The following is a 4,423-nucleotide window of genomic DNA, read 5'->3' on the forward strand; positions in this document are numbered from 1 at the left end:
CCGTGAAGCTCATCGTCTTCGACGTCGACGGCACCCTCGTCGACAGCCAGCACCTCATCGTGGCGGCGCAGGGCATGGCCTTCGCCGAGCACGGGCTGGCCGCGCCGAGCCGGACGGAATCGCTCTCCGTGGTCGGGCTCTCCCTGCCCCAGGCGTTCCGTCGCCTCGTCGGCGAGGACGGGCCGATCGAGGGGCTGTCCGAGAGCTACAAGCGCGCCTTCAACATCCTGCGCCTCGACCCGAACTACGAGGAGCCGCTGTTTCCCGGCATGGGCGAGCTCGTGGCGCGCCTGCATGCCCGCGACGACGTGCGGCTCGGCATCGCCACAGGCAAGGCTCGGCGCGGCGTCGACCGCCTCATCGAGACCCATGGCTGGGCGGGCTGGTTCGCCACCACGCAGAGCGCCGACGACGCGCCCTCGAAGCCGGACCCGGCGATGCTGGTCCAGGCCATGGCCGCGGCGGGCGCCGAGCCCGGCGCCACGGTGATGATCGGCGACACGACCTACGACATGGCGATGGCGGTGAGCGCGGGCGTCGCCGCCATCGGCGTGGCCTGGGGCTACCATCCGGTGGGGGCCCTCTTCGGGGCCGGCGCCTCCATCGTGGTCGACAGCGCGGCGGATCTCGGGGCGCTGTTTCCCGGCCCCGCTAGCGATCCGGCCTGACGCTCGCAGCCGCGGCGCGGATGCCCTATCTGACCCGCATGAACGACGATCCGACACCCGCCGACCCGCAGACACCCGACTGGCTCGGCGGCTCCGACGGCCCTCCGCCGGACCCGACCCGTTCGGCGCGCGGCCCGGCCAAGCCGGCGCTGCCGAAGCGGTTCTACGAGGCGGCCGCCCTCGCGCCCCACGGGGAGGGCTTTCGCCTGACCCTCGACGGGCGCCCCGCCAACACCCCGGCCCGCAACCCGCTCGCCCTGCCGACGCGGGCCCTGGCCGAGGCCGTGGCCGCCGAATGGGCCGCGCAGGTCGCGGTCATCGATCCCGCCACGATGCCGCTCACGCGGCTCGCCAACACCGCCATCGACGGGGTGGCCCCCCGCCGCGACGCGGTGGTGGACGACCTCTCGGCCTATGCGGGCACGGATCTCCTCGCCTACCGGGCCGGCGAGCCGGACCGCCTCGTGCGGGCTCAAGGAGAGGCCTGGGACCCCGTCCTCGACTGGGCGCACGCGGCGCTGGGCGCCCGCTTCATCCTCGGCGAGGGGGTGATGCACGTGACTCAGCCGGACACCACCGTGGCGGCCCTGCGGCGGGGGATCGAAGAAACCGAAGGTCCCTTCCGGCTGGCCGCCCTGCACACCCTGACGACGCTCACGGGATCGCTCGTCCTCGCCCTCGCGGTGCTGCGCGGGCATCTGAGCCCGGCCGAGGCCTGGGCGGCGGCCCACGTGGACGAGACCTATCAGGCCAGCGTCTGGGGCGGAGACGCGGAGGCTGAAGCCCGTCACGCCCTGCGGCAGGCCGAGTTCGAGGCCGCGGCACGACTGGCACAGTTGAGCCGTTAAATCGATTTTCGCCGAATGCGCCGCGTGCTAAGGCCGTTTCAAATCGCCACCGCCAAGGTTCGTGCGGGCGCGCCGTCATCTCTCCAATCAGGGCCCTGCGCATGAAGGACATTCTCGAGAAGCTGGAAGAGCGGCGCGCCCAGGCCCGCCTCGGCGGCGGCGAGAACCGCGTCGTGGCCCAGCACAAGCGCGGCAAGCTGACGGCGCGCGAGCGCATCGAACTCCTCCTCGACCACGGGTCGTTCGAGGAGTTCGACATGTTCGTGCAGCACCGCTCCACCGATTTCGGCATGGAGAAGCAGAAGATCCCCGGTGACGGCGTCGTCACGGGCTGGGGCACCATCAACGGCCGCACCGTCTTCCTGTTCTCGAAGGACTTCACGGTGTTCGGCGGCTCGCTCTCCGAGTCGCACGCGGCCAAGATCGTCAAGGTCCAGGACATGGCGCTCAAGATGCGCGCGCCCATCATCGGCATCTTCGATGCCGGCGGCGCCCGCATCCAAGAGGGCGTCGCGGCGCTCGGCGGCTACGGCGAGGTGTTCCGCCGCAACGTCGCCGCCTCCGGCGTCATCCCGCAAATCTCCGTGATCATGGGCCCCTGCGCCGGCGGCGACGTCTACTCGCCGGCCATGACCGACTTCATCTTCATGGTGCGCGACACGAGCTACATGTTCGTCACCGGCCCCGACGTGGTGAAGACCGTCACCAACGAGGTCGTGACGGCGGAGGAGCTCGGCGGCGCCAAGATCCACACCACCAAATCCTCCATCGCCGACGGCTCCTTCGAGAACGACGTCGAGGCGCTGCTCCAGATCCGCCGCCTCGTGGACTTCCTGCCCGCCAACAACATCGACGGCGTGCCCGAGATCGAGAGCTTCGACGATCCGTTGCGCCTCGACATGAGCCTCGACACGCTCATCCCCGACAACCCGAACAAGCCCTACGACATGGGCGAGCTGATCCGGCGGGTCGCCGACGAGGGCGACTTCTTCGAGATCCAGGGGGCCTACGCCCGCAACATCATCACGGGCTTCGGCCGCATCGAGGGCCGCACCGTCGGGTTCGTGGCCAACCAGCCGATGGTGCTGGCCGGCGTGCTCGACTCGGATGCCTCCCGCAAGGCGGCCCGCTTCGTGCGCTACTGCGACGCGTTCTCGATCCCGATCGTCACCTTCGTCGACGTGCCGGGGTTCCTACCCGGCACCGCGCAGGAATACGGCGGCCTGATCAAGCACGGCGCCAAGCTGCTCTTCGCCTACAGCCAGGCCACCGTGCCGCTGGTGACCATCATCACACGAAAAGCCTTCGGCGGCGCCTACGACGTGATGGCCTCCAAGCATGTGGGCGCCGACCTCAACTACGCCTGGCCCACCGCCCAGATCGCCGTGATGGGCGCCAAGGGCGCCGTCGAAATCATTTTCCGGAGCGAGATCGGCGACCCGGAGAAGATCGCCGAGCGGACGAGCGAGTACGAGGACCGCTTCCTCTCGCCGTTCGTGGCGGCCGAGCGCGGCTACATCGACGAGGTGATCATGCCCCACTCCACCCGCAAGCGCATCGCCCGGGCGCTCGGCATGCTCCGCACCAAGGAGATGGAGCAGCCCTGGAAGAAGCACGACAACATTCCGCTCTGACGATCGGGCGGGCGGCGCCCGCCGCCCCTCAGGCCGATTCGAGAATCGGCGGCGCGATGGAGGGCAGGTCGCGGCGCCGCTTCAGGCCACTCGAGGACATCCGCCAGTTCGGCCGGCCGCCGAGGACGAACGCGCCCGACGGGCCGCTGCACCGGACCTCCACCGTTCCGGGGAGGGCGGCCGGGTCGACGGGCAGGCGGAACAGGTAGCCGCAATTCGCCCCCGCGGCATCGGGATGGACGGCGACCACGTCGAGCCGCCGCAGGTTGGTGCGCGACCGCGCCCGGACCTCCCCGTCGATCAGGAGTTCGATCCGGTCGACGGCGGCGCCACTCCGATCCAGGGCCCAGCCCTCGACGGTCAGGAACTTCCCCACTGAGACCGTACAGAGATCGATGTGGCCCCGGCCCTCGCCCGTCTCGGGGGAGGGCCGGAAGCCGCGCGCCTCGATCGCCACGGCGTTCATCGCCGCCGCCGGGCTCATGCTCGCGACGGGGGAAACCAGTGGGACGCGCTCCGGGCTGTCGACCGTGAAGCGCTCTGAGTGCCACTTCGAGTTCGTGATGATGAATAGCAGCGAATCGACCCCGATCTCGTCGGCGATCTCCTGAGCGCGCAGGAGATCCGCGTCGGAATCGTTGAACTCGAACAGGATGTACTTCCACTCGAGGAACGTGCCCGGGTCGCCGTAGCGCCGGCAATCCCGCATGAAGCGGATGACGGTCTCGAGATCACCCCCGCGCCGGTAGCGCCCGTAGGGCTCCTGGCGGGACCCGTCGCAGGAGACGATGAGCCGGTCGAGGGCCGCATCCCCCACCGTCGACCGGAAGTCGACGTTCCCCGCCGTGGTGACCATCTGGTTGGCCTCGGGCGCGCCGTTCTTGACGATGTCGAACAGGGCGCGGAAGTCGCCGTGCATCAGCGGCTCGCCCCAGCCGATGTAGTGGACTTGGTCGATCGTGATCCCGTCCGTGCGGGCGGATTCGACGAAGCGCGCCAGGATCGCGGGGTCGAGGCCGGTGGTGCTACGGCCCTTGGCGACGATCTGCTTTCGAAGGCAGCAGGCGCAGGCGATGTTGCAGGCCAGCGTCGGCTCCACGAGGAGTTCGATGCGCCGCGCGAGGGTGTCGTTCGGCTCGGCGCCGGCCGAGAACAGGTCGCAACCCTCGCAGGTCCCCGGCCAGGGCACGCGCCCGTCCCGGAAGGCCGAACGGACGTGGCTGTAGACCGGGCCTTCGAGGACGTCGCGCAGGCGCCAGCCCGGGGCCATGGA

General features: G+C 70.2%; 4 protein-coding genes. 3 read left to right on the plus strand and 1 reads right to left on the minus strand.

All coding sequences use genetic code 11. The features are described 5' to 3' along the window. The first annotated feature begins 2 nt into the window (after positions 1-2). The 3 genes from K2X24_RS09915 (at position 3) to K2X24_RS09925 (ending at position 3,150) form a co-directional block, all read left to right on the plus strand. Positions 3-668 carry an HAD-IA family hydrolase gene (locus K2X24_RS09915; protein ID WP_292497317.1) on the plus strand — a complete coding sequence of 222 codons (666 nt, stop codon included), beginning with the start codon at positions 3-5 and terminating at the stop codon, positions 666-668. A 20-nt stretch (positions 669-688) separates the two neighbouring features. Next, complete coding sequence (locus K2X24_RS09920; protein WP_292497318.1) at positions 689-1,516, plus strand: ATP12 family chaperone protein; 828 nt, start codon at positions 689-691, stop codon at positions 1,514-1,516. Positions 1,517-1,617: 101 nt separating this feature from the next. After that, entirely contained in the window at positions 1,618-3,150 is a 1,533-nt protein-coding gene (locus K2X24_RS09925) for an acyl-CoA carboxylase subunit beta (protein WP_292497320.1), read from the plus strand. A gap of 28 nt (positions 3,151-3,178) precedes the next feature. Here K2X24_RS09925 and K2X24_RS09930 read toward each other — a convergent pair. After that, on the minus strand, positions 3,179-4,423 hold a 1,245-nt coding region (locus K2X24_RS09930), incomplete at its 5' end, for a radical SAM protein (protein WP_292497322.1).

It is taken from the genome of Methylobacterium sp. (genome assembly GCF_019750675.1).
Taxonomy (GTDB): Bacteria; Pseudomonadota; Alphaproteobacteria; order Rhizobiales; family Beijerinckiaceae; genus Methylobacterium.